This is a genomic window from Arthrobacter sp. MMS18-M83 (assembly GCF_026683955.1).
Classification (GTDB): Bacteria; Actinomycetota; Actinomycetes; order Actinomycetales; family Micrococcaceae; genus Arthrobacter.
The window spans coordinates 391,085-411,122 of the sequence record NZ_CP113343.1; the positions used below are offsets into that span (position 1 = coordinate 391,085).

21 protein-coding genes are annotated in these 20,038 nt (G+C 62.6%); 6 read left to right on the forward strand and 15 right to left on the reverse strand.

Features of this window, described 5'->3' with window-relative positions:
* Window positions 1-51 precede the first annotated feature (51 nt).
* A complete protein-coding gene (locus tag OW521_RS01860) occupies window positions 52-237 on the forward strand; it encodes a hypothetical protein (RefSeq protein ID WP_268022451.1) in 186 nt (61 codons plus the stop codon).
* A 249-nt stretch (window positions 238-486) separates the two neighbouring features.
* On the opposite strand, the gene OW521_RS01865 is transcribed toward OW521_RS01860, so the two are convergent.
* The 7 genes from OW521_RS01865 to OW521_RS01895 all read right to left on the reverse strand — a co-directional run bounded on the left by OW521_RS01865 (window position 487) and on the right by OW521_RS01895 (window position 8,749).
* Entirely contained in the window at window positions 487-1,251 is a 765-nt protein-coding gene (locus OW521_RS01865) for an SDR family NAD(P)-dependent oxidoreductase (RefSeq protein ID WP_268022452.1), read from the reverse strand.
* Window positions 1,252-1,433: 182 nt separating this feature from the next.
* The gene (locus OW521_RS01870; RefSeq protein ID WP_268022454.1) at window positions 1,434-2,327 is read right to left on the reverse strand and encodes an NADPH:quinone oxidoreductase family protein; all 894 of its coding nucleotides are present in this window, start codon (window positions 2,325-2,327) and stop codon (window positions 1,434-1,436) included.
* A gap of 171 nt (window positions 2,328-2,498) precedes the next feature.
* Entirely contained in the window at window positions 2,499-3,719 is a 1,221-nt protein-coding gene (locus tag OW521_RS01875) for a CaiB/BaiF CoA transferase family protein (protein WP_268022456.1), read from the reverse strand.
* 161 nt (window positions 3,720-3,880) lie between these two features.
* Window positions 3,881-5,356, reverse strand: a complete 1,476-nt coding sequence (locus OW521_RS01880) for an MFS transporter (RefSeq protein WP_268022458.1) — start codon at window positions 5,354-5,356, stop codon at window positions 3,881-3,883.
* Window positions 5,357-5,489: 133 nt separating this feature from the next.
* Entirely contained in the window at window positions 5,490-6,776 is a 1,287-nt protein-coding gene (locus tag OW521_RS01885; RefSeq protein ID WP_268022460.1) for an acyl-CoA dehydrogenase family protein, read from the reverse strand.
* 55 nt (window positions 6,777-6,831) lie between these two features.
* Window positions 6,832-7,596 (reverse strand): SDR family NAD(P)-dependent oxidoreductase, encoded by a 765-nt coding sequence (locus OW521_RS01890; protein WP_268022462.1) that lies wholly within the window; start codon window positions 7,594-7,596, stop codon window positions 6,832-6,834.
* Between the two features lies 1 nt (window position 7,597).
* Window positions 7,598-8,749 carry a phosphotransferase family protein gene (locus OW521_RS01895; protein ID WP_268022464.1) on the reverse strand — a complete coding sequence of 384 codons (1,152 nt, stop codon included), beginning with the start codon at window positions 8,747-8,749 and terminating at the stop codon, window positions 7,598-7,600.
* Here OW521_RS01895 and OW521_RS01900 point away from each other — a divergent pair.
* Both OW521_RS01900 and OW521_RS01905 read left to right on the forward strand, forming a co-directional pair.
* Complete coding sequence (locus OW521_RS01900; RefSeq protein ID WP_268022465.1) at window positions 8,748-9,368, forward strand: TetR/AcrR family transcriptional regulator; 621 nt, start codon at window positions 8,748-8,750, stop codon at window positions 9,366-9,368. The genes OW521_RS01895 and OW521_RS01900 overlap by 2 nt on opposite strands.
* 129 nt (window positions 9,369-9,497) lie before the next feature.
* Window positions 9,498-10,256 carry a tyrosine-protein phosphatase gene (locus OW521_RS01905; protein WP_268026104.1) on the forward strand — a complete coding sequence of 253 codons (759 nt, stop codon included), beginning with the start codon at window positions 9,498-9,500 and terminating at the stop codon, window positions 10,254-10,256.
* A 394-nt stretch (window positions 10,257-10,650) separates the two neighbouring features.
* Here the strand turns inward: OW521_RS01905 and OW521_RS01910 are convergent, their stop codons facing one another.
* Both OW521_RS01910 and OW521_RS01915 read right to left on the reverse strand, forming a co-directional pair.
* Window positions 10,651-11,163, reverse strand: coding sequence for a hypothetical protein (locus OW521_RS01910; RefSeq protein WP_268022467.1), 513 nt, complete (start codon window positions 11,161-11,163; stop codon window positions 10,651-10,653).
* A 7-nt stretch (window positions 11,164-11,170) separates the two neighbouring features.
* Window positions 11,171-11,665 carry a DoxX family protein gene (locus OW521_RS01915; RefSeq protein ID WP_268022469.1) on the reverse strand — a complete coding sequence of 165 codons (495 nt, stop codon included), beginning with the start codon at window positions 11,663-11,665 and terminating at the stop codon, window positions 11,171-11,173.
* 185 nt (window positions 11,666-11,850) lie between these two features.
* Between OW521_RS01915 and folE the strand changes: the two genes are divergently transcribed.
* Window positions 11,851-12,468 (forward strand): GTP cyclohydrolase I FolE, encoded by a 618-nt coding sequence (gene folE / locus OW521_RS01920; protein ID WP_268022471.1) that lies wholly within the window; start codon window positions 11,851-11,853, stop codon window positions 12,466-12,468.
* Between the two features lie 30 nt (window positions 12,469-12,498).
* Here the strand turns inward: folE and OW521_RS01925 are convergent, their stop codons facing one another.
* The 4 genes from OW521_RS01925 to OW521_RS01940 all read right to left on the reverse strand — a co-directional run bounded on the left by OW521_RS01925 (window position 12,499) and on the right by OW521_RS01940 (window position 15,465).
* Window positions 12,499-13,227 (reverse strand): hypothetical protein, encoded by a 729-nt coding sequence (locus OW521_RS01925; RefSeq protein ID WP_268022473.1) that lies wholly within the window; start codon window positions 13,225-13,227, stop codon window positions 12,499-12,501.
* Entirely contained in the window at window positions 13,224-14,036 is an 813-nt protein-coding gene (gene folP / locus OW521_RS01930) for a dihydropteroate synthase (RefSeq protein WP_268022475.1), read from the reverse strand. The genes OW521_RS01925 and folP overlap by 4 nt, the downstream gene beginning before the upstream one ends.
* A gap of 62 nt (window positions 14,037-14,098) precedes the next feature.
* Complete coding sequence (locus tag OW521_RS01935; RefSeq protein ID WP_268022477.1) at window positions 14,099-15,079, reverse strand: glucosyl-3-phosphoglycerate synthase; 981 nt, start codon at window positions 15,077-15,079, stop codon at window positions 14,099-14,101.
* Between the two features lie 89 nt (window positions 15,080-15,168).
* Window positions 15,169-15,465, reverse strand: a complete 297-nt coding sequence (locus OW521_RS01940) for a hypothetical protein (protein WP_268022479.1) — start codon at window positions 15,463-15,465, stop codon at window positions 15,169-15,171.
* A gap of 124 nt (window positions 15,466-15,589) precedes the next feature.
* Between OW521_RS01940 and OW521_RS01945 the strand changes: the two genes are divergently transcribed.
* Together OW521_RS01945 and OW521_RS01950 are read left to right on the forward strand one after the other, a co-directional pair.
* Window positions 15,590-16,756: an amidohydrolase family protein gene (locus OW521_RS01945; RefSeq protein WP_268022481.1), complete on the forward strand. Its 1,167-nt coding sequence runs from the start codon at window positions 15,590-15,592 to the stop codon at window positions 16,754-16,756.
* A gap of 213 nt (window positions 16,757-16,969) precedes the next feature.
* Window positions 16,970-18,442 carry an MFS transporter gene (locus OW521_RS01950; protein WP_268022483.1) on the forward strand — a complete coding sequence of 491 codons (1,473 nt, stop codon included), beginning with the start codon at window positions 16,970-16,972 and terminating at the stop codon, window positions 18,440-18,442.
* Window positions 18,443-18,703: 261 nt separating this feature from the next.
* Here OW521_RS01950 and OW521_RS01955 read toward each other — a convergent pair whose 3' ends face one another.
* Window positions 18,704-19,699 carry an MDR family oxidoreductase gene (locus OW521_RS01955; RefSeq protein ID WP_268022485.1) on the reverse strand — a complete coding sequence of 332 codons (996 nt, stop codon included), beginning with the start codon at window positions 19,697-19,699 and terminating at the stop codon, window positions 18,704-18,706.
* Entirely contained in the window at window positions 19,692-20,030 is a 339-nt protein-coding gene (locus tag OW521_RS01960) for a hypothetical protein (protein WP_268022486.1), read from the reverse strand. The genes OW521_RS01955 and OW521_RS01960 overlap by 8 nt, the downstream gene beginning before the upstream one ends.
* Window positions 20,031-20,038 lie beyond the last annotated feature (8 nt).

A 20,038-nucleotide genomic window follows, 5' to 3' on the forward strand; every position in this document is an offset into this window, starting at 1 on the left:
GCCGCTGTCCTGGTGGCTGGCACCGCTGGCAGCCACCAGGACTGTCCCAATATGATCAGCACCCCATTCCAGATCTGCAGCGGCGAGGACGCGGCACCGGCGCTGCCATCATTTGCGCCGGCGCCAGGCCTGCGTCGTCATCGAAGCGCCGGGACCGTTCTTGCCGTTGCGCTGGCCGTCGTTGCCTCCGCCAAGGTCGGCTCCGCCATCACCAAGCGGGAACCCGGCGAGCAGTGAACGCCCGCAGTCTTTCCAGACCGAGCGGGCCGTACTCAAGCGCGCCTACCTTGGCGCTCATGAGTCTGTACCCCACCGGGACAGGCTGAGAACGCTGGTCAAACCAAGGCGGCGTTGAACGCATCCGAATCATCTGTGACGAACACGTGCCCACCAGCCGGAGATGAAAATCAGTTAAACCCATAACTTGACAGACCCACATCCTGCGTCCTGGGCACCTCGCTTTGTCTGCGTAGAAGCGATTGGGGGTCAGCGCACCATGAGTGTGCCGCCGTCGATGGAGATCACCTGGCCTGTTACGAAGCCGGCACCCTCGGACGCGTAGAAAGCCATGACGGGGACAAAGTCTCTGATGGCGTCGCCGAGCCGGCCACCAAGCGGGATGGCTTTGGAGAGCTGCTCGTCATGCGCGGCAAGCAGCTCAGGCGTCATTTCGGAACGGGTCTTGTCGTACATCGGGGTCCAGATAGCGGGGGCGATCGTATTGACCGTAATACCGTAGCGGGCCCATTCAGCGGCGATTGTACGGCTGAATGCCGCCACGGCGCCCTTGCTGGCGGCGTAGGCGGCTTTGTTCCGAAGCCCTGTGATACCGGCCGCGGAGGCGAAATTGATGATGGCGCCTCCCTTGTCCTTCAGCGCCCGGAACGCAGCCTGGTTGGTCAGGAGGGTTCCGAGCGAGTTGACCGTCAGGACCCGGTTCCACAGCTCGACGCCGGTGTCTTCGGCCGGAGACGAGGGGGCGATGCCGGCGGCGTGGACCAGGACATCGAGCCCGCCGAGGTCCTGGACGCCGGTGTCGAAGGCTGCGTCGACGGATTGCTTGCTGGTGACATCCACCTTGATGAACCGGGCGCCGGCTTCCGCTGCGATCCGGGTTCCGGATTCCTCGGCGACATCAAGGGAGACGACCTTTCCCCCGAGTGCGGGAAATGCGCGGACGAGTGCCTCGCCCATGCCGCTGGCACCTCCGGTAATGATGATGCGACGACCGTCGAGACGTGTGGTGCTCATTTCTGTTCCTTCTTTCTGCGCACTTTCTGGAAGGCATAGTGGTCATGCCCGTGATGGTTGGTGTGACCTGACGGGAACTGATTGTCTCCTCCGGGAGGAGCGGCCGGGCTGAAACTCCGTCGCCTGGCATTGGGGCGCTCTGCCGGGTCACGGTGTTGCGGACCGCCGCGATGCTCAGCGGTTCATTGCTGTTCGTGCACCACATCAATGATCGTTTTGCCAACTGACATCCGGTTTTCCACATTCCGCAAGGCCTCGTCGGCCTGGGAGAGCGGGAAACGCCGGTGGATCAGCGGACGGATCCGACCGGCATTCCAGAGAGCAGTGAATTCCTTGCGGTCGCGCGCCGCGGAGACCGGGTCATGGGCGGCAAAAGTGCGCATCTCCATCCCCTTCACTTCGGCACCTTTGAGCAGCACAAGGTTCAGGGGAATCCGCGGGATCTCACCGCTGGCATAGCCCAGGGTGATGAAACGGCCGCCCCAGGCCAATTCCCGCAGGGCGGACTCGGCATGGGGTCCGCCGACAGGGTCAAGAACGACGTCGAGCTTTCCCTGGCCGATCGCATCGCGCACCTTTTCGCGCAGATCGCCTTCGCGGTAGTTCACCGTCGCTGCAGCCCCCTTCAGGCGGGCCGCCTCCAGTTTGTCCTGCGATGACGCCGCCGCTATGACCTTGGCGCCGAGCAACGCGGCAATCTCCACCGCCGCAAGCCCCAGGCCGCCGCCTGCGCCGAGCACCAGAACGTTGTCACCCGGAGAGATGTTCGCTGCCGAACGGCAGGCGTGATAGGCGCCGAGGTGGCAAACCCAGGTTCCCGCGGCCTCGGCGAAGCTCACTTCTTCGGGAATCGGGACAGTGCTGGCCGCGGCCACGGTGACATACTCGGAAAATGCTTGCGCGCCGAGTACCGCCACGCGATCTCCCTCGCTGACGTCCTCGACCCCGCTTCCCAGTGCGACGACGATGCCGGCTCCCTCATGGCCGGGGATAAACGGGAGCGGCTGCTTCACCTGATACCGCCCGGCAATTGACAGGACATCCGGAAAGTTCACGGCCGCGGCGTGGATGGCCACCAGCACCTCACCGGGGCCCGGCCTCGGGATCGCGATCGAATCGATTCTGATGACTTCCGGGCTCCCGTAGCGGTGGACCCGTGCGGCGGACATCAAGGTAGGGGAAGGATGGAAGCAGGTGGCCATTTCGGCGGCTCCTCAAGGTCGTGTTGGGGCAGCAAAGGACGGCGATCAGAGAACGGCACCGGCATCTTTCATGGCGGCGATCTCCGTCCAGCTCAGGCCCAGCTCAAGCAGGAGCTCCTCGGTGTGCTCACCGTGTTCGGGTGCCCGGCCGATTGTCGCCGTCGACTCGTTGAATTGGATAGGCGGGGCGACCAGGCGGTATTCCTCGCCCGCTGCGTCGGACGTCGATGCAAGGTAACCGTTGGCTGCTGCCTGCGGATCGGAGAGGACACCCTGGGGTGAGGCGATGACGGACCACACGCCCGGTTCGTCGTGGAGGGACTGAACCCAGTGCTCTAGATCCTCGGCGGCGAAGGTCTCGCTCAGCAGCTTGACCGCTTCCTCGGCGTGCCCCACGAGGTGCTGGGCCGGGGTGAACCGGTCATCGTCGGCCAGCTCGTGCCGGCCGATCCGGGCGCAGAATCCTGCCCAGAACTTGTCTGGCTGCAGGAAGACCAGCTGGACCCAGCGGTTGTCCTTTGTCTGATAGGCATTGACCACAGGATTCATCGCTGAACCTGGGAGCGCCTTAGGGATCATGTCGATGCCGAAGAAATCGGCCGCGACAATGTCCGGGGCCATGGTCCACATGCCCTGCGCCATCAGCGACACATCCACGGTGGCCGCCTCGCCCGTGCGTTCGCGGTTGTACAGCGCACCAAGCACGCCGCCGGCGAGGGTCAGCCCACTGGGCAGGTCGCCGAAGGCCGGCCCCTGATTCAGCGGGAAACCGCTGTCGGGGGGAGTCAGCGCGTAGGACACACCGCTGCGGGCCGTAAAGCTGGAGGAGTCGTAGCCACCTTTGTTGCGGTCCGGTCCACGGGTGCCTTGGCCGGTGCCGCGGGCCACGATGATGTTGGGGTTGATCGCGCGGACTTGATCCAGAGCCAGATTGGCACGTTCCAACGGACCTGGCAGCCAGTTCGTCAAGAAGACATCAGCCGACTTCAGCAGTCCGGCCAGGACCTCAAAACCGGCTTCGGACTTCAGGTCCAAGCCGATGCTCCGCTTGCCGCGGTTGCCGATCTCCAGCATGTAGTTGGCATCGACCCTGGACTTGTCCCGGGTCAGGCCGGAGATCACCAGGGCTCGTCCGGGATCCCCTGCCCGTGTGTCCTCCACCTTGATGACATCCGCACCCCAGTCCGCCAGGGCTGCCCCTGCCGCCGGAACGAACGCCCATGACGCCAGTTCAACGACCCTGACACCATCCAAAATTCCTGCCATGTCCATCCCTCAGCTTCTGCCCCGGAACCGGGCGCCAACAACGGCCCCGCCTCCGGGACCTACCAATATCGTCATCCTTTGCGTGCCGACGCTGCGGCGGACGGCGTGTTTGCGGTTTGTCCGCCGGTTCCGGAGTGGCGGCCCGGACCCGGCGAACAAACTTAGCTCTTCGTCGCGAAGCCCAGGTCCGGCTCGTTGACGGCGTCCCCGGGAAGCATTGTCCGCGGCGTGCCGAAGCGCTTGCTGAACGGCAGGAGGATCACGACAGCCAGACTCAGCGCCCCGCAGATGCCCCAGATCACGTAGAACGACGCGAGGCTCGCGATCTTCGAGCCGGAGACGAACATGGCCCCCATGATCCCTGCGAACACGGATCCGCCGACGGCACCCGCCAGCGTTCTGGTCGTGTTGTACATCGCCCCGGCGATGCCCGAGGCACTCAAGGGCGCCAGTTGCACCACGATAGCCGGCAGCACGGCGGTGAAAACTCCCACCCCCAGTCCGCCAAGGCCCTGGACCGCGATAAAGAGGGGCAGATTGGTGGAGAACACGATGAGCAGGGCGAATTTGAGCACCACCAGCACGTTCGAGCTGATGAGGGTCGTCAGCTGGCCGAACCGGCGCACCAGGTGATAGCCAATGAACGAGCCAACCATCGACATGAGCACCCACGGCACAATCGTGAGCGACACGCCGAGGGAATCAAGGCCGAAACCGTACCCCACTTTCGCGGGCTTGGAAGCCGCGAACAATGAGGCGATCGGTCCGGACCCGAGCTGCTGGGCGCCGAACAGGAGCATCAGGATCAGGAAATAGCCGACCCCGCCGCGGGTGACCAGACTGATATCGATAAGAGGCAGACTGACCCTCTTCTCGACCTGGACGAAGACGATAAGGGATCCGATCCCGACAATGAACATGCCCAGGATGACCGATGAGAGCCAGCCCCATGAGTTGCCGTTCATGATGGCGTAGAGGGTGAGCGCGAGGCCCATCGCCAGCAAGGCGGCACCCTTCCAGTCCACGCGGCCCTCGCCGCGGACCGTCGTCTCCGGGACCGTGAAGATAATGAGTACCAGCGAGATGAACACGACCACGCCCGGGGCCAGCAGCACCCAGGTCAGGTCCAGGAAGGTGCCCATATACCCGGAGAGCAGAATACCGGCCACCCCGCCGGCACCCAGGCACCCAATGAGCAGCCCTATCCCCTTGGTGGCATGTTTCCCGGTCCGATCCCGGATAATGGCCATCTCCAGCGGCAGCAAAGCCCCTACGGCGCCCTGGACCAACATTGCGGCAAGGAAGACGGGGAAGGTGGCGGCGAACGCCGCGATGACCGCACCGACTGTCACGATGGCCAGCGAGATCACCACCATCCGCTTGTGCCCGTAGAGATCACCGAGCTTGGACAGCACCGGGATGAGGATGACAGAGGAGAGCAGATAGCTCGCACTGATCCAGTTCAGTTGGGCAGTATCTGCCTGAAGCCGGACTCCCAACTGGCTCAGCAGCGGTCCGTACACGGACTGCATATACGCACTGCCGAACTCGGAGAACGCCAGCCCCCCCACCAGCGCCACGAGCCCGGTACTAGCGCCGGCTCCCCCGGTCTTTTCCTTGCTACGTTGAAGACTCATTGCATATCCGTTCGAAGAGAGCCGGTGAAAGCGGCTGCGGTGAACTAAACAACTGGAGATATTTCATTGATGCGGGTGCTGGCTACGAGTTTCCAGGGCCCGGGATCATCACCATGTGCCTGGGGGCGGGTGGTCAGACGGCGGCCGGGGACAGCAATTCGGCCTCGGCTGCGGCGCGCCGCGTCGGGATGTGCATCGAGGGCCACATTCCCTCCGCGGGCTTGTAGCTGCGCAGGAGCTGGCGCGCGACAGTCATCTGGTGCACCTCGGTCGGTCCGTCCGCCAGGGCAAGCATGAGCCCGCTGGAGAACATGCGGGTGAGCGGCAGGTCGTAGGTGACTCCCAGGGCGCCGTGGATCTGGATCGCCCGTTTAGCCACGGCCTCCATGACCCGCGGTGTCTGGACCTTGATGGCGGAAATGTCCTTACGGACCCGCTTGTAGTCGTTGTACGTATCGATCTGCCAAGCGGTGTACATCACCATCAGCCGGAACTGGACAATGTCGATATACGAGTCGGCCAGCATGGCCTGCACGGCCTGTTTGTCAGCGAGCGTCTGACCCTTGGTGGTGCGTGACAGGGCACGCTCGGCCATCATGTCCAGGCACAGCTGGGCGTTGCCCACGGTGCGCATCGCGTGATGGATGCGCCCGCCGCCGAGCCGCGTTTGGGCGACACCAAAGGCATTGCCCTTTTCGCCCAGGAGCGCGGAGGCAGGCACGCGGACGTTGGCGTAGCGAACAAGGGCCTCGGAGCCGTCATGCTCCGGTTCGCCCAGATGGGCAAGATTGCGAACAATCTCGATGCCTGGCGTCTCGGCCGGGACCAGGAACATCGACATCCGATTCACGACAGGGGCCTCAGGATCGGTCACTGCCATCACGATGAAGAAGGAGGCCCACCGTGCATTCGAGGAGAAGAACTTCTCCCCGCTGATGACCCAATCGGAACCGTCACGAACAGCCTCTGTGGTGAAGATTCCGGGGTCAGCCCCGCCCTGTGGTTCCGTCATCGAAAAACAGGAGACAATCTCCCCGTCGAGGAGTGGCTGAAGGTACGCCGCTTTCTGCTCTGGCGTGCCGTAATGAGCGATGATTTCCGCGTTGCCGGTGTCAGGGGCCTGGGTGCCGAAGATCCGCGGACCCCAGATGGACTTGCCGAGGATCTCGTTGAGCAGCCCAAGCTTGAGCTGGCCGTAGCCCTTGCCGCCGAGTTCGGGGCCTAGATGGCAGGCCCACAGGCCCTGGTCGCGCACGGCCTGCTTGAGCGGGTCGACAATGGCCCGCTGCTGGTCGGTCATCGGCCGATAGACGTCATGCGGCCAGAGCAGGTCCACAGGCCAGACCTTTTCCCTGATGAAGGTATCGGTCCAGTCGAGTAATTCCTGGAATTCGGGTTCGACGGAAAAATCCCAAGCCATAGTGGTGCTCCTAATGAGAAATGTGAGGAAATACTGACAGAAAGTCCGGAGCCGGCTACTTCAGGCCGCCGTCGACCCGGATGGTCGCCCCGGTGGTGTAGCTGGACGCATCGGATGCCAGATACAGGGCCGCACCAACGATTTCGTGCGGCTGTCCGGCCCGCTGCAACGCTGTGGTCTTCTGGATCGTGGCGTTGAATACGTCCATATCCCAGGCCTTGGAGACGTCGGTCAGCATTGTCCCGGACATCAGTGTATTGACGCGCACAGTGGGACCGAACGCCTGGGCGAGGCCCTCGCTCATCGAGTTCAGCGCAGCCTTGGCTCCCGCATACGGGATGATGCCTTTGCTCGACCGGATAGAACCGCTGGAACTGACGTTGATGATCGATCCGCTGCCCGCCTTGACCATGCGCTCCCCCACCAGCGCGGAGAGCCGGAACGGACCCTTGAAGTTCAGATTGACCACGCTGTCGAAGAGTCGCTCGGAGACGTCGGAAAGTTCCCCATAGAGCGGAGACATTCCTGCGTTATTGATGAGCACATCGATCTTGCCAAAGCGCTCAAATACCGCATCGACCAGACCGTCGAGCTCATCCCAGCGTCCCACATGCACACCGTAGGCCAGTGCCTGCCGCCCGGTAGTTTCCTTGACCTCCTTGGCCACCAGCTCGCAGGTCTCGAGATTGCGGCTGGCGATCACCACGTCCGCACCCGCCCGGGCTGCGGCCAGGACGATCTTTTTTCCCAGGCCGCGGCTTCCGCCGGTAACCAGCACCACCTTGTCGGTGAGGTCGAACAATTCATTTACGTAACTCATGTCAGTTTCCTCTTGGTGTGAGCGTCCGCGACAGTTCCGCCGCTTTGCGCATAAGTTCCAGGATCATGGCGCCGAAGCTCTCGAATTTGGGATCGACAGTCCCGTCTGAGGCGTTACGCGCGTAACTCATTTCCAGCACAATGGCGAGCTTCCACCGCGCCAATATCACGTAGTAATCAATGTCTTCGGTGGAGCGTCCGCTGATCCGCTCATAGTGTTCAAGGAGATCATCGCGCGCGGGCATCCCGTCCAGGTTCAGGTAGCGGGAGGCGGTCATGTCATCGCCCTCCGGCCCCCAGGACATCAAAGCCCAGCCCAGGTCAAGCAGCGGGTCGCCAATCGTGGTCATTTCCCAGTCGATGACGGCCGCCAGGCTGGTCGGCATGTGATTGCTGAACATCACGTTGGCAAACTGGTAGTCGCCGTGCATGATGCCCGGTTCCCACTGCCGCGGACGGTTGCGGCGCAGCCACTCCGAGGTCTCCTCGAGCCCTGGCAGCTCACGAAACTGGTATTTCTTCAAGAAGGCCAGCCAGCGGTCAACCTGCCGATCGTGGAACCCATCCGGCCGCCCGAAGTCCGCGAGGCCACGTGCTTTCCAATCCACCCGGCTCAGCAGCGCGGCACCCTCAACCAGGCCGAAGGCCAAAGGTGCCTTGGCGTTTGAGTCCGAATTGAACGACGCCGGCCAGCCCTCAGATCCGCTGGGCGACCATCCGTCGATCTCCTTCATGAGGTAGAACGGAGCTCCCAGCACATCGGCATCATCGCAGCCGGCCACCAGTTCCGCATGCGGGACATCAGTGCCCTTCAAGGCTCGCAGCAGCGCGATTTCCCGCCGCAGCCCATCGTGGCGTTTGGCATCCGATCCCGCCGGCGGGGTGCGCAGTACGACCCGCTGGTCACCCTGGGTGACCAGATACAACTCGTTCTGCGAGCCGCCGCTAAGCCTAGAAAGATGCGGAACTTCGCCTGCACCGGGGAGGTTCTGTTCATTCATCCAGCGGGCGAGCCGTTGCGGCTCCACGGCCGGCGGGGCGGATGTTTCCAAGTCGTTGGTTGTCATAAGGACAGAATGACATTCTCGTTGTAAAGAATCAAGATCTGCTTCTAAAGAATATCTTTCTGAATGTCCCTGTAGACTGTTCTTCATGAGAGTGAATGACGCACCTTTTCCGGTCCGGGCAGCAGTGGATCGTGCACTAGCGAAACAGACGCAGGAAGCGACGCGGGATGTCGAGTCGATTCTTGATGCCGCACTCCGCGTGGCGCAGCGGTGTGCGCCCGAGGCCCCGCGCGTAGCGGATATCGTTGCCGAGGCGGGTATTTCGAACCAAGCCTTCTACCGGTACTTCGCAGGCAAGGACGAACTCCTGAATGCCGTCTTTGAACGCGGGATCCAGCGACTGCACACCTATCTGGTCCACCAGATGGAAAAAGAGTCGGATCCGCGGGAGCAGATCACAGCTTGGATCCGAGGGATTCTGACCCAGGTGACGGATCAGACGGCAGCCCATCAAAGTGCCGCAGTCGTCCGGCAAATCAATCGGGGCGGCCAGCCAGACAACGGGTCCGGGCCACTCACCGCCCTCGGCGGGATGTTGGTGGACCCGATCAGGCAAGCTGGCAGCCGGGAGCCAGAGCTGGACGCGCAGGTCATCCTGGAGGCTGTCACCGGCACTCTCCGCCGGCACCTGAGTGCACTGACCGCACCGGACCAGGCCGAGAGCGCCCACATCGTGGCCTTCTGCCTGCGCGGACTCGCCGTCTGAGCCGCAGTTGAAAAGGAACCGGCACCCCGATCCGGAATAACATCACAGCCGGCCCGGCTCAGCCGCACAATCCACAGAACCATGGCCAGGAGCACAATGAAAACGGTTGGAAACACCGTGCCGGCACCTATGGCACTGACGAATCTTCGTGACCTGGGGGGCCTGCCCGTCGAGGGCGGAATCACCGCACACGGGGTGGCCTGGCGGTCCGACGACGTATCCTGCGTCCCAGGCGATGAAGCAACCGTGCTCCATCGGAATGGGTTGCGTACCGTCATTGACCTGCGGTCCCCGCGGGAAGCGTCCTTTACCGGGCGTGGGCCGCTGGGGACACTCTCAGCAGTTTCTTACCACCACATACCGTTAACGGCCGACGTAGCTGTACCCAGACCGGGTGACAGCTCGGCGATGAGTCTAGCCAGCGGGGCGCAGGCCTTCGGCCGATGGTATGCCGCTCTGGTCGAAGAGCGGGCGGCAGAAATTGCCCTGGTCCTGAACATTATTTCCGCAAGCCGGGGCGCAACCCTGTTTCACTGTGCAGCCGGCAAGGACCGGACCGGCGTCGTGGCTGCCGTGCTCCTGAGCGCCATCGGCGCATCGGATGAGACCATAGTCGCGGACTACGTCCGGACCACCGACAATCTGGACGCCCTGCATGAGCGCCTGACCGTTGTCCTGGGTCCGCTCCTCGCCGCACTGCCGGGCAAGCGGCTCGCGCTTGGGGGCCGGGGTAGCGCCAGGATGGGCGCGCATGCAGAGACCATTATGGCCATGCTCACGACGTTGCGGCAACGGCACGGCAGCATTCTGGAACCCATGCATGCCGCCGGACTGGACCAATCAACCGTCCAAAGGCTACGATCGCGGCTGCTGATCGGGCAACCATGAGGGCCATAATCGGAGTACCCAGGTCACTGATTAGCGGAGACACAAACGCTGTTGATCAACATCGCCTCGGTGCTCTGGGCCATCGCGACGGTCGTCTTTGAGGACGGAACAGCGCTTGACTGATGGCAGACCGACGCACGGGGCAGCCTTTCGTTGAACCAACCTGTCACGGCTTCCGGGACTGTCCCCGGTTGCACTTCGGCATCCGACCGGTCAACGGTCACCGGACCGGGATGTCTTGGCCACCGAATCCGGGCAGCAGTCACCAGTCTCGATTTGGCGATGTTCTGGGCCATACAAGGGTCGCTCCGGCTCGGTGGCCGGACAGACTGGGATGAACACGAATATTGAATTCCCGCACCAAGCCGACAACAGATCCAGAATAAAGCGAGATTCATTCGGCACGGTGCAAAACTTTCCCTGGAACTGCAGAGTCAAATGCTGCGACCACCAGCCTCCGAACAAGACCGGCCCATCGATCCACCGCATGGAAATCGGACGGCACTACTGTTAACCATGGATAGTCACCGATGAATACAGGCAGCGAATACGTTGGACCGTCGGCAATAAGCACCACCTCAATGGCGGCATCCAGGTCCCGTAATTCCGAAAGCAGCACGGCGAGGGACCAACGCTCCTCCGGATCGTAACCAACCAGCACGACGCTTGGCAGCGGTACGCCTTGGCTCGCAGGCTGACCTTGCGCGGCATTGAGCCACTCCCGAGCAGCGTAGGTATCCTTGGCATCGATCAACGCCACGGGCCGGGACCGGCCCCCTATCCCCTGATTTACCACTGACTGCTGTGCGGCATCCGTATTTACGCAAAGGATATTCGAACCCTGCGGAAAGAACGGCGGAAGGCGTTCGACCTCGGCCATAGTGAACCCCGTGTTCTGCGTCAGCAAAGCTGTCTCATTTCGTTTGTGCCGAAGCGGGAGCCGGGCGCCAGCTCACGGCCAGCAGCACGGCCGCGCCGCCCACACCCAGGACGGCCGCTATGCCCGCGCCGACCCAGCCGGAGGACATGGCATCGATGCCCATCACATGGTCAACCGACAGCAATCCGGGACCGGCCACCGCGACGGCCGTGCAGGTCAACGCAAGGAGAAGAACGTATTCATACCCGTCCTTGAAAACAAAGAACCCGTTCCTGCGGTGGGCCGTTACCGTGGCCACAGCACAGACGCTGATCAGAGCAGCCGCCATCAGCGGCGTGAGCAGACCCAGGACCAGTCCCAGCCCGGCGGTAATCTCAACGGCCGCGGACAGGAACGCCTGCACCGCGGCGAATTTCATGCCCATGCTGTCAAACCAGCGGGCCGTGCCAGCCAGCCCACCAGGGCCGAAGGCGTGATTGTAGCCGTGGGCAATGAAGGTCCCCCCGACGGCCACACGCAGGATCAGCATAGCGACGTCCATGTCGTCCAAAGGGATCAGCTCCTCAATTTCTGTATCCGTGCGGTGGCACGGGGTGCAGTCGGGTTCGACAAAAACGGAATGACCGAATCGTGTCTTACCGTTGCCCTTACTGTAATATACTTCACAGCCAAGGTCCAATAACCAGGGCCGGAATATGTTAAGGAGATATTTGAATGACCATCATCGAAGTCGAAACACCGTTGTACGCATCTTCAGCTGTTCCGGTCGGCGCGCTAGGCATGGACCGGACTGCCGCCACGGCGGCTGTCGCAGACTTGATCAGGGCGCTTGGGCGTGATCCGGAAAGCGCGCACCAGGCTGAGACGCCGCGGCGCGTGGCGGATGCCTTCATTGAGCTCCTGACCCCCAGGCCCATGGTGCTGACCACCTTTCCCAACGACGAGGACTACGATGAGCTGGTACTGGTCCGTAACATCCCGTTCCGGTCACTGTGCGAGCATCATCTCCTACCCTTTTCCGGCGTCGGGCATATCGCCTATCTGCCCGGTGAGCGGATTGTCGGTCTGTCAAAGCTTGCGAGGATCCTGGAGCATTTTGCCAGTGACTTCCAGGTCCAAGAACGCCTCACTAAGCAGGTCGCCGATCTACTGCAGGAACGGCTGGCACCCCGCGGTGTCGGCGTTGTGCTGGAGGCCGAGCATATGTGCATGACACTGCGGGGTGTCCGCTCCAGCGGTTCAAGCACCGTAACCAGCGCCTTCTACGGAACCCTTCGGGAAGACGCCCGCACCCGGGCCGAATTCATGTCACTCGCCGGCGTCCGGAACTGATGAACCCGGAACTGGACAGCCGGCCCGGCATCAGCGGACCGGGGCGGGCTGCCAGGTGGAAACTATGTACTGGACCCCGTAGGGGTCACCGGCGTAGAGCAGCTCCGCTTCGAGCTGCCCCGGCAAGGTTCCGGCAGCCCCCGCGAGCGCCTGCCACGCGGCTCGGCCCTGGACCAGCAAGGCCACGGCAAGGTCCTCGTCCAGACTCAACAGTGCTTCCGCGTCGCCTTTACCCAGTGCGATGGTGACCTGATCGTCGTAGGAGGCTGCTCTCGGATCCAGATACCCCGGTGCTTTCGGTCCCCGCCGGGCACTTCCATCACCCATCACCAGCAGTGCTGTGCGCCCTGGTTCTTCGACCAGGGTCCGGCCGATCTTGGCATTTTGTTCGGCCGGCCGGTCAGAGCTGAGCGCCTGGAATCGGCGGGGCCCGTCCCATCCTGCTTCATCGAGCAGTCTCGCGCCGATGCCCAGGCTAAGTGGCAATCCTGGAGTCACCATGACCGCCTCCCGTTCGCGGGATATGCCGATGCTCCGGGCATAGCGGTCGACGAAAAACGGTGTTGATGCGCCGTATTGCTGTGTGGCCTCGCCACCCCCGATGACGACGACGAGATCCGGCGACTGTCGTAAAAGCCATTGCACTGCCCGCACACAGGCGTCCGAGACCTCCACGACGGGCTCCGGGCGGCTGCCAGACGGTAGCAGCTCAGTGATCAGCAGCGGCGGGTGCGGACACACGGCCGCGGCGATCATCATGCCAGGCCCCGCAGTGTGAGGGCAGGCTCCCGGGTCCCTCGTATTGCACCAACCATATCCAGGACCTGGCGCGTCGGAGCGACCTGGTGAACCCGGAAGACACTGGCACCGAGCCAGGCGCAGATGGCTGTGGCGGCAAGGGTTCCGGTCAACCGCTCTCCCACCGGCAGATTCAGTGTTTCCCCCACGAAGTCTTTATTGGACAGGGAGACCAGCACCGGCCAACCCGTCGCCGTCATCTCCCCGAGGCGCTGCGTCACTTCCAGGCTCTGCCGGGTGTTCTTCGCAAAGTCGTGTGCAGGGTCGATCAAGATGCTGCACGGGTCAACGCCCAAAGCAACACCCCGCTCCGCCAGCGCCACGGTGCGCTGGAGCACGTCCGCCATGACGTCGCCATAGGCGACGCGGTGGGGCCGAGTCCGCGGGCTGACGCCGCCCGCGTGGGCGCAGACCAACGCCGCACCGTACTCTGCGGCGACCTCGGCGAGCCGTTCGTCATACCCGCCCCACGCGTCATTGAGCAGATCCGCCCCAGCTTCGCAAACCGCACGGCCCACCTCATGGCGCCAGGTATCCACGCTAATGACGACGTCGGGGTGGGCCTGGCGCACGGCCGCGACAAATCCGACCGTGCGCCGCAGTTCCTCAGCCACGTCCACCTCGTCTCCGGGAGCCGCTTTGACGCCGCCAATGTCTATGATTTCCGCCCCGGCCGCCACCACCTCGTGCACGCGCTCCAGTGCAGCCTCAAAGGCATAGGTGGCCCCCCTGTCGAAAAAGGAATCAGGGGTGCGGTTGACGATAGCCATGATCAGCAGCTGGTCTCGGTCGAACTCCCTGTGCCCCAGCCTGAGCACGGCCCGGCCGCCGCTCAACTGAGCGCCGCCGACTTGCCGTAGGCAGGCATACTGGCTGCGGCGGGACGCTCGGCCAGCGGAATCGGCCGCGCGGCAGGAAGGACATCCTGCCCGTCGGCAGACCGTGTGTACTGGAGCAGCTGGCCAGTCGGATCCGTCCAGGCGCGGTCCGGCCGGCGTCGATCGCCGACGGCGAGCAGTTCCGCCGCCATCAGGGCCAGATCATGGTTGCTCTGGTGCTCATGCGCCCTGGACCCCAAATCAACCTGCGCTATGGCATCCAGACCGGAAATCGCATAGGCGTCAAGGACAGTAGCGAGTTCCACACCGTAGCCCACTGGGACCCGGATTGATTCCATCAGGCTGCGCCGCACCGCCCATTCACCGGCGAGGGGTTGAACCAGTCCGGCCAGATCCGGCCACCAGAGGTTAAGTAACGGGCGCGCCACCAGCTCCGTGACTCGGCCGCCGTCGGTCCCCGCCGGCTGCCCGAATGAGGCTGAGACGCGGTCGTAGAAGCCCTTGACCAGCCGGATATCCGTCCCATCTAGAAGAGGCCCCAGCAGCCCGGTGACGAAATGAGGTCCCCACAGCGTCAGATCCGCGTCCATGAAGACGATGATGTCTCCCGAAGTTACAAAGAGCGACTTCCACAGCGCCTCGCCCTTGCCCCGGAGGGGCGCCACGTCCGACAGGATGCCGCTCGCCGCATAGACCTCGGCGCCGGCGCTGGCCGCAATGGTGGATGTTTCGTCGGTGGAGTCTGAATCGATGACAACCAGCTCATCAATCAGCGGCACCCGCTCCATGAGCTCCCGCCGCAAAGTCAGGACTACGTCCGCAATCGTTCGTTCCTCGTTGTGGGCGGGGATCACGACGCTGATCCTGTGGTTCCCCGCTGCCTTTGCAGCCATCAGGGCCGGTAGCGGCCAATCGCTGCTGCGCGAAGTCCGCCGGCTGAACCATGCGGAGGCCTTGGGGGTCATATGGTCCATTGCTTCTCTTTCAATAGGGACACCAGCATGGCAAGTGGTGCCGCTAAAGACGTCCCTGTCCGCAGCGACACCACCCATTTAGAGCGTTATTAGTCCGTCAAACTCGAGCCGGGGCCGCTGTACCGCAGGAAGCCGGAGGAAATTTGGTCGTTAGCTGCAGCGCGGGAATTTCGGGCCGCCGATTCCTGCAGGCTGTTCAGCCGCGTGGTGGCGGATTCAATCAGGGCCAGCTTGGCGCCGTCGTCGGTGTCCGACTTAGCTAGCAGGTCAGCAAGGACCATCTGCGTTTTTTCAATCTCTTCCCGCAGCCGCGCGGCCGACTCATTGTACGTGAGCAGATCGTGATCGTCTTCAACTTCGCGCCCAAACAGCTCTTCGGTGTTCATGATGCCCCTTAATCCCGTTAGGTCTTCCACTATCGAAAGGTTATCTGTAAGCTCCACGGTATCTGATTTGGAGAATCAAATCTAGACAAATTAGCACTGCTACCCAGTGATAGGAGCCGAAGCAATGCCGCTTCAGGACCATATGCAGATCATCTCCGTCGATGACCACCTGATTGAACACCCGAAGGTCTTCACGGACCGCCTGCCCAAAAAGTTCATCGACCAGGGCCCCCAAATCATTGAGAACGAACAGGGGCACCATGTCTGGAAGATGGAAGGGGAAATCTACCCCTACATCGGCCTGAACGCGGTTGCCGGCAAGACTCCGGAGGAATTCGGGATGGAGCCGCTGCGCTACGAGGACATGATCCCCGGCTGCTACGACCCCATCGCCCGCGTCAAGGACATGGACACCGACGGCGTGCAGGCTGCTTGCTGCTTCCCGTCCTTCCCAGGGTTTGGCGGAGGTGTCTTCCACCGCGGCAAGGACAAGGCACTGATGCTCGAATGCGTCAAGGCGTGGAATGACTTCAGCATCGATGAATGGTGTGGCTCTGCGCCTGAGCGCTATGTGCCGCTGTCTATCCTCCCGACCTGGGACGTCGATCTGTGCGTTGCTGAAGCGCGCCGGACCGCCGAGAAGGGCGCCCGCACCATCTCCTTCCCGGACAGCCCGATCCCGCTAGGCCTACCGTCCTTCGCGAGCGACAAATGGGGACCCCTGTGGGACGTCTTCGAAGAGTATGACATCCCAGTCAGCCTACATTTCGGTTCAGGCAGCTTCGTCCCAGGCTTCCCGTACTCCGCCTCCGCGCTCTCCCCGGTCCCGTTCACCCCCGATGGTCCGTACGCCGTGGCCATCGCTTCCTTCGCCACTAACCTGATGTGGTCCGCCACGGAATGGCTCTTCTCCGGTCAGCTCCAGAAGCACCCCAACCTGAAGATCATGCTCTCTGAAGGCGGCATCGGCTGGATCCCCTACATCGCCGAGCGCGCGGACTACACCTGGGAACGCCACCGCTACTACCAGGACATCGACCGCACGACCCGCCCGTCGGATCTGCTCAAGAAGCACTTCTGGGGCTGCTACATCGATGACAACTTCGGCATCGAAAACCGCCACAAGATCGGCGTGGACCGGATCTGCCTGGAGGTCGACTACCCGCACTCCGACTCCAACTGGCCGAACAGCCGCAAGATCGTGGCCGACAGCCTGGTCAACGTTCCCGACGATGAGGCACACCGCATCGTGGAACTGAACGCCCGCGAAGTGTTCAACTTCCCGCGCTGACACCAACCAATAGCCGGGGGGCTTCTGGTCATCGAGACCAGGCGTCCCCCTTGTTATTGTCCCGGACCTGTCACGGATCAATGCGGGCGTGGGCGCTCCTGTCCCCGACTGTGACGCAGCTGTCATCCGGCAAGACAGCACCTGGGAATCTTCCCCTGGAAGATCGGCACTTCACTCAGCCGAATTCATCGGCTCTCTTCGAACGGATATTCAATGAGTCTTAAAGTTGGTAAAGACAAAGCTGGAGCAATCGGGGCCGGCTTCGGCATCATGACCATTGTGGGTGGGCTGGCCTTCTCGGAATTGGCCAGCGCCTACCTGCAGTCGACGTACGGTCCGCTGCTGAACCTGCTCGGGGTTCGTCTCGGTGCCGACGCCGCGCAACTGAACTGGATTAGCGCCGCATATTTGCTCTCCTCCGTCGTCTGTGTCCCGGTCCTGGCGAAACTCGGTGATCTTTATGGGCACAAACGGATGGTGATCATCACGCTAGCGATCGTGATCACCGGCACGGTAACCGCTGCCTTTGCCACGACATTCCCCCTTTTCCTATCCGCCATGCTCGTGCAAGGCGCGGTCAGCGCGCTGCTTCCCCTTGAAATGGCAATCGTCCGCGAGCGAGCCGGGGACCAAGCAAGCAAGGGAATCGGCCTCCTGATAGGGTTTCTGGGCGGCGGAGCCGTCGTGGGCATCCTCCTCACCGGGTTCTTGGGGACCTTCTTGGATCTCACCTTGGTCATGCTCGTCCCGGCCGCACTCTTGGTTCTCTCGCTGCTGATCATCATCCTGACAGTGCCGGAGACTGAGATCCGCAGCGAAGGCCGAATCGACTGGAAAGGCGCATCCCTGCTCGGTATTGGTCTGGCACTCGTGCTATACGCCATCGGCAACGGCAAGACGTTGGGCTGGCTCTCACCGGCGGTCCTGGGAATGATCGTTGTAGGGCTGGCTTTGCTGTTCCTCTTCGTGCGGGTCGAAAAAACGATGCGTCACCCGCTGATCGATATCAAACTCGTGACCCGTGGTGGGGTGGGCTTTTACCTGATCCTGATGCTCCTGTTCGGGATTCAGCAGTTGGGCTCCGGACCGGTCAATTCCCTCTACGTCGCTTCCAGGCCGAGCAAGGTCGGATACGGCTTCGGTCTTGACTCCATGGGCGTTTCCCTGACGCTCGTGCCCTACGCACTTATGTTGATGATCGGAGCCGTGGTCGGCCATGCCCTCGTGCGCCGCATGGGACAGATGCCGACCCTGATCTGGGCCAATGTCCTGGTCATAGCCAAGTACGCCATGCTCATAGTTTTCTCAAACAATCTGGCGATCTTCACGGCTGCCCAGTTCGTCGGCGGCTTGGGTGTGGGCATCTTTATGGCGGTGCTTCCTGCCATCATCCTCAGCCTTGCGCCGAAGGATGCCTCGGGCATAGCCGGCGCAATGTACAACACAACCAGAACGCTCGCCGGCGCCCTCGGCGGAACAGTATTCGCCGCCATAATGTCAGCGATGATCATGCCCATCAAGGTTCCCAGCTTGGATGCATTCCTCGTCATCTGGGCCGTCTGCGGCGGTCTGAGCGTCGTGATCATGGCGTTCCTGCCCTTCAGCAGGCACCTTGGACGAGTCCAGACGACGCTGTCCGATGAGACCCTTCAGGACCCGGATCTGGGACTCGTTTCACAGGATTAGGCCGGCAATCCTGTCCACCAGGTTCGTCCCCCAAGATCTGGAAGGGGCCTGAGCCAATCCTGATGATTCGGCCTTGTTGATGCACCGTTGGCGGCGGACCCCGCACTCGCAGTGTCCTGGCCCGCCGCCAACGGCGCGTGCATACAGAAAGCAGCCTTCGGGGCGGATGCCTCCTGCGGCTGGTGGGCGGTGGAGCTGCCAGAAGGTGTCCGGGGCGGTCCTCTGCAATTCCGCGGTCCGCGCGGTGAGCGCGGCTCAGTGCTACCGAGACACGTCGATAACCACTCGCCCCCGGACACTTCCCGCCAGAATATCTTCGGCAAGCTGCGGCAATCGGGACATCGGTTCGACAGTGGTGATAGATTCCAAGGATTTCACGTCCAGGTCGCGGGCCAGGCGGCTCCACGCCGAGCGGCGTTTCCCCATCGGAGCCATAACAGAATCGATGCCGAGCAACGCTACGCCGCGAAGAATATGCGGCAGTACGGTTGCCGGAAGGTCTGTGCCGGATGCCAGACCGCAGGCGGCAACGGCGCCACCGTATTCCGTCTGGGCCAAAGCGTTGGCCAGGGTGGTGCTACCGACTGAATCGACCACTCCGCTCCAGGTCTCCCGGTGGAGCGGCCCCGCTGGCTTCAGCAGGTCCGCCCTGTCAATGATCTCCGCCGTCCCGAGCTGCTTCAGGTATTCGTGGGTAACAGGACGCCCCGTGGACGCAGTGACCTGGTATCCGGATTGTGCAAGGAGGGCAACAGCTACCGAGCCGACCCCTCCTGCTGCGCCAGTGACAAGAACCCTCCCCTGGCCTGGCCGGATGTGTCCCCACTGTTCGAGCGCATCAACGCACAGCGCGGCGGTATAGCCTGCCGTGCCGATCGCCATTGCTTGAAGGGGCGTGAATTCCGCGGGCACTCGAAGCAGCCACTCGGACTTCACACGCTGGAAGCGGGAGTAACCGCCCCAGTGCACTTCCGAAAGTCCGAAGCCGTTCAATAGAACCTGGTCTCCAGGGCGCCAGAGGGGCGAGTCCGACTCTACAACCGTGCCGGCCAGATCTATTCCACCGACCATCGGAACTCGTCTGACCACCCTGTTCAGGTTCCCTGAAAGGGCCAAGCCGTCCTTGTAATTGAGCGAGGAATAAGCGACCTCAACCAGCACGTCATCATCGGGGAGGTCCGCCAGGGTGAATTGGCGGAAGACCGACACCGCCTTGCCGTCAATTTCATCGATCACTACGGCGCTAAACTCATTCATCGACTGTCACGTGCCCTCCCATGACCCAGTACGCCTGAGGGGACCCGGGACGAATCCATGCTTCGACCCCGTCAGACCTGAGGACCAGCTGCCTCTCGAAGACGCCGTCCCTGGCCAGCCATAGCACAGTTCCATCATCCGCCACCATATCTACCTGGCCCTCCCTCAGCGTACGACCACCTTCGGTGATCTGTACGTGCATGCTATGCAGCCTGGACCAGTCCTGAACCATGACTGGGGCCTGCGTTCCGCCATCGTCCAGCCCAAGGTCCCATAATGGGCTGGCCTGCTGGCCGGCGGCCGGATCAAGGTACTCCGTGTCTTCAGTCAATTCGCCCT

Coding starts and splice junctions, on each gene's coding strand:
- OW521_RS01925 (WP_268022473.1), bottom strand. CDS start 13,227: ATGATGATCGCCGCGGCCGTGTGTCCGCACCCGCCGCTGCTGATCACT.
- OW521_RS01905 (WP_268026104.1), top strand. CDS start 9,498: ATGGCACTGACGAATCTTCGTGACCTGGGGGGCCTGCCCGTCGAGGGC.
- OW521_RS01885 (WP_268022460.1), bottom strand. CDS start 6,776: ATGGCTTGGGATTTTTCCGTCGAACCCGAATTCCAGGAATTACTCGAC.
- OW521_RS01945 (WP_268022481.1), top strand. CDS start 15,590: ATGCCGCTTCAGGACCATATGCAGATCATCTCCGTCGATGACCACCTG.
- OW521_RS01895 (WP_268022464.1), bottom strand. CDS start 8,749: ATGAAGAACAGTCTACAGGGACATTCAGAAAGATATTCTTTAGAAGCA.
- folP (WP_268022475.1), bottom strand. CDS start 14,036: ATGGCTATCGTCAACCGCACCCCTGATTCCTTTTTCGACAGGGGGGCC.
- OW521_RS01900 (WP_268022465.1), top strand. CDS start 8,748: ATGAGAGTGAATGACGCACCTTTTCCGGTCCGGGCAGCAGTGGATCGT.
- OW521_RS01915 (WP_268022469.1), bottom strand. CDS start 11,665: ATGCTGATCCTGCGTGTGGCCGTCGGGGGGACCTTCATTGCCCACGGC.
- OW521_RS01880 (WP_268022458.1), bottom strand. CDS start 5,356: ATGAGTCTTCAACGTAGCAAGGAAAAGACCGGGGGAGCCGGCGCTAGT.
- OW521_RS01865 (WP_268022452.1), bottom strand. CDS start 1,251: ATGAGCACCACACGTCTCGACGGTCGTCGCATCATCATTACCGGAGGT.
- OW521_RS01950 (WP_268022483.1), top strand. CDS start 16,970: ATGAGTCTTAAAGTTGGTAAAGACAAAGCTGGAGCAATCGGGGCCGGC.
- OW521_RS01940 (WP_268022479.1), bottom strand. CDS start 15,465: ATGAACACCGAAGAGCTGTTTGGGCGCGAAGTTGAAGACGATCACGAT.
- OW521_RS01935 (WP_268022477.1), bottom strand. CDS start 15,079: ATGGACCATATGACCCCCAAGGCCTCCGCATGGTTCAGCCGGCGGACT.
- OW521_RS01955 (WP_268022485.1), bottom strand. CDS start 19,699: ATGAATGAGTTTAGCGCCGTAGTGATCGATGAAATTGACGGCAAGGCG.
- OW521_RS01875 (WP_268022456.1), bottom strand. CDS start 3,719: ATGGCAGGAATTTTGGATGGTGTCAGGGTCGTTGAACTGGCGTCATGG.
- folE (WP_268022471.1), top strand. CDS start 11,851: ATGACCATCATCGAAGTCGAAACACCGTTGTACGCATCTTCAGCTGTT.
- OW521_RS01890 (WP_268022462.1), bottom strand. CDS start 7,596: ATGAGTTACGTAAATGAATTGTTCGACCTCACCGACAAGGTGGTGCTG.
- OW521_RS01860 (WP_268022451.1), top strand. CDS start 52: ATGATCAGCACCCCATTCCAGATCTGCAGCGGCGAGGACGCGGCACCG.